The organism is Plectonema radiosum NIES-515 (genome assembly GCF_025753815.1).
Classification (GTDB): Bacteria; Cyanobacteriota; Cyanobacteriia; order Cyanobacteriales; family Nostocaceae; genus Hassallia; species Hassallia radiosum_A.
In genome coordinates, this window is sequence record NZ_JAOWRF010000186.1 from 1 (window position 1) to 3,362 (window position 3,362).

General features: G+C 43.5%; 3 protein-coding genes. 2 read left to right on the forward strand and 1 reads right to left on the reverse strand.

What is annotated here, in order from left to right; all coding sequences use genetic code 11:
• The first annotated feature begins 342 nt into the window (after positions 1-342).
• On the forward strand, positions 343-1,080 hold the full coding sequence (locus OGM63_RS12455) for a DUF561 domain-containing protein (protein WP_263745889.1): 738 nt from the start codon (positions 343-345) through the stop codon (positions 1,078-1,080).
• A 134-nt stretch (positions 1,081-1,214) separates the two neighbouring features.
• Here the strand turns inward: OGM63_RS12455 and OGM63_RS12460 are convergent, their stop codons facing one another.
• Entirely contained in the window at positions 1,215-2,351 is a 1,137-nt protein-coding gene (locus OGM63_RS12460; protein ID WP_263745891.1) for a DegT/DnrJ/EryC1/StrS family aminotransferase, read from the reverse strand.
• 355 nt (positions 2,352-2,706) lie between these two features.
• Between OGM63_RS12460 and OGM63_RS12465 the strand changes: the two genes are divergently transcribed.
• On the forward strand, positions 2,707-3,362 hold a 656-nt coding region (locus tag OGM63_RS12465), incomplete at its 3' end, for an ABC transporter permease (protein WP_263745890.1).

Consider the following 3,362-nt stretch of genomic DNA (forward strand, 5'->3'; position numbering starts at 1 on the left):
CGAATTTACGCCTGTGGACAAGAACCCGCCGACGGGCTTGGTTGAAGCAGGAAGCAGACCCTTCAGGAGCAATCTTGATTGAATGGTAAGACGAGCGATAAGTTTAACCAAGTTTTGTGTAGCAGATGTTCTCACAGTACCCGATTTGCTTCCAGGTTGGGAAGTGCAGATTAGCGATTTGTGGGCGCCAGAGTTTGATTAAGCTTCTTGTGCGATCGCTTTCTGTCATGATGGTAGTAAGGTTTTCCTTAGTTGAATGACTAGCCTGAAAAAATTTTAGTCAAGTTTTGTATAGCAGAACGGTAGAATAATCGTTATTTACGTAGCTTTGCAAGACTAACTATGACCATGTATCCAATCCAACGTGCATTTGCTAACCGTCAAGCCCTGAAAGTTATCAGCGGTTTAAACAACTTTGATGCCGATCGCACAGCGGCTATTGTGAAAGCAGCCGATCTCGGTGGTGCTACTTTTGTTGATATTGCCGCAGATCCGGCTTTGGTTCAATTAGCTAAAAGTTTGACAAACCTACCAATTTGTGTATCAGCAGTCGAACCAGAAAAATTTGTTCAAGCTGTTGCCGCTGGTGCTGATTTAATTGAAATCGGCAATTTTGATTCTTTCTATGCCCAAGGACGCCGTTTTGAGGCTGAGGAAGTTTTAGCCCTAACTCGCTCTACTCGCGCCTTACTGCCAGAAATCACCTTATCTGTCACCGTTCCCCACATCCTGACATTGGATAAACAGGTACAGCTAGCCGAGGAATTGGTGAAAGCAGGTGCTGACATCATCCAAACCGAAGGTGGTACTAGCAGTCAACCCACACACCCCGGAACTCTAGGATTAATTGAAAAAGCTGCTCCCACCTTAGCAGCAGCTTATGAAATTTCTCGTGTAGTATCAGTGCCAGTCTTGTGTGCTTCCGGCATTTCTAACGTCACAGTTCCACTAGCGATCGCAAGCGGTGCCGCTGGTGTTGGCGTCGGTTCTGCCATCAATCAACTAAACAGCGAAGTAGCAATGATTGCTGCTGTGCGTAGCTTGGTGGAAGCTTTAGCAATAACTGCTCTCACCCGATAAGATATCGTTGGCGAATGGTAGGTCTGACCCCTCATTTTACCAAAAAACCTCGTAGAGACGTTCCGGCGGAACGTCTCTACAATCGTCTAGAATGACGAAAAATCCTTATATAAGGAGTGCTACGTCTCTACTGTTTACGTCAAACAATCCTTCAAGGCATAAATTACTTGGTTTTGCTGTTGTTGTGAAAGTTCTGGGAACATGGGCAAAGATAAAACCTCTTTGCAGGTTTGTTCTGAAGAAGGCAATTGTCCTGGCTGATAGCCCAGATTTTGATAAACTGGCTGTAAATGTAAAGGATGGGGATAGTAAATCATTGTACTTACACCCCGTTCTTGCAACTGATCGCGAACCCAGTCACGATGTTTGGCACTGGAGCCATTTCGCCCTTCAGATAGTACCAGAATTGTGTATTGATTCCAAACCCCTGAACCACCAGTTAATTCTTGAGGAGGGATGATACCAGGAATTGATGCGAGTAGCTGATGGTAACGTTGGGCGATCGCTCGTCGCTGATTATTCCAACTATCGAGATAACGTAGTTTAATCTGAAGAATAGCCGCTTGTAAAGCATCCAAGCGACTATTTATACCTGTTTCTTCGTGAATATAGCGACTTTTACTACCATGTTCCTTCAATACTCGCAGCTTTGCCGCAATTTCTGGGTCATTTGTTGTTATCGCTCCCCCATCACCGCAACCACCAAGATTTTTAGTTGGGTAGAAACTAAAACAACCGATATGTCCAATGCTTCCTACTCTTTGCCCTGCCCAACTTGCGCCTGTAGATTGAGCGCAATCTTCAATTACTATTAAATTATGAACTTTGGCTAAATCCATCAAAGCAGCCATATCCACAGGTTGTCCAAACAAATGAACTGGGATAATTGCTTTGGTTTTCGGTGTAATTGCTGCTGCTATTTGCTGCAAATCCAAATTATAGGTAGTAGCGTCAATATCAACGAAAACTGGCTTTGCACCCACAGCGCTGACAACTTCTGATGTGGCAATAAAAGTAAAAGGTGTAGTAATTACCTCGTCACCTGAACTAATTCCCAAGGCTCGTAAGGATAAGTAAAGCGCATCAGTCCCAGAGTGACAACTGACACATTGATTAACACCATGATAAGCAGCAAACTGTTGCTCAAAGCTGGCAACTACAGAACCACCGATATAACGTCCAGAAGCCAAAAGTTCTAAAACAGCCGCACTCACTTCTGCTTCAATAGTGCTGTATTGCTGCTTGTTATCAAAGGCTGGGACAGAATTTATGCTTTGGATCATGAGTTTTCATTTTATTTGAATATTGGGGACGCTTGGACGCTTGGACTAGGGACTGTAAAAAATGAATGATGACATAATTCTGCTCCAATCCCTAATTCCCAATCGCTGCACGAAACACTTTGACGGTCGATTTTTGCGGTTTTGAATAGTTGATCAAAAAGCTATTTAAAGACTGTCGAGCAGAAAACGCCTAAGCAAGGGTTTTTACTTAGATTCATAATTGGTAAAGCTACCAATCGTTGGGATAAAGAGTGATATATATCAACCAAGATCCAACACCTTGAATTAAAGTTCCAAGTGTGTGGGTGAATGAGCGAAAAAAACTTCACGAGGTAGAAAATCTATGCAGGATTTGATCAAGTTGGATTTGGTTGATTTGGTTATTGGTGTAGGATTAATGGCGATCGCCATTGGTTTATCTGCGCTTTCTAGACTAGGACTAGAATTAAACTTAGCCCTCGCTACCGGGAGAACCATCCTACAACTACTGGTGTTGGGATACGTTTTAGACTTCATCTTTGCTTTTAATAACCCTTGGGCAGTTTTGGGGATTTTGGCAATAATGCTGACGATAGGAGCGATTGTCGCACGAAATCGCATCACTCAGAAAATACCCCAGGTTTTGCCGTTAGTCTGGGGAGCAATTTTCATCAGCACTTCGATCACACTGTTTTACATCAATTTTTTAATTATTCAACCAGACAGATGGTATGAACCGCAGTACTTGCTTCCTTTGGGGGGAATTATCTTAGGTAATGCCATGAATGCAGCAGCGATCGCTGGGGAACGTCTTGTTAGTACAATTAACTCCAGCCACCAAGAAATTGAAACCCACCTCAGCTTAGGGGCAACACCTATGCAAGCAATTACTCAATACCGCAAAGACGCCATCAAAGCCGGATTAATTCCCACTTTAAATCAGATGACGCTGATTGGTATGGTCGCACTACCACCAATCACTACCGGACAGTTGCTAGGTGGAGTAACTCCCCTTGATGC

Bases quoted from the DNA above. Each gene is read 5' to 3' on its own strand.
- OGM63_RS12455 (WP_263745889.1), top strand. From the start codon at position 343: ATGACCATGTATCCAATCCAACGTGCATTTGCTAACCGTCAAGCCCTG.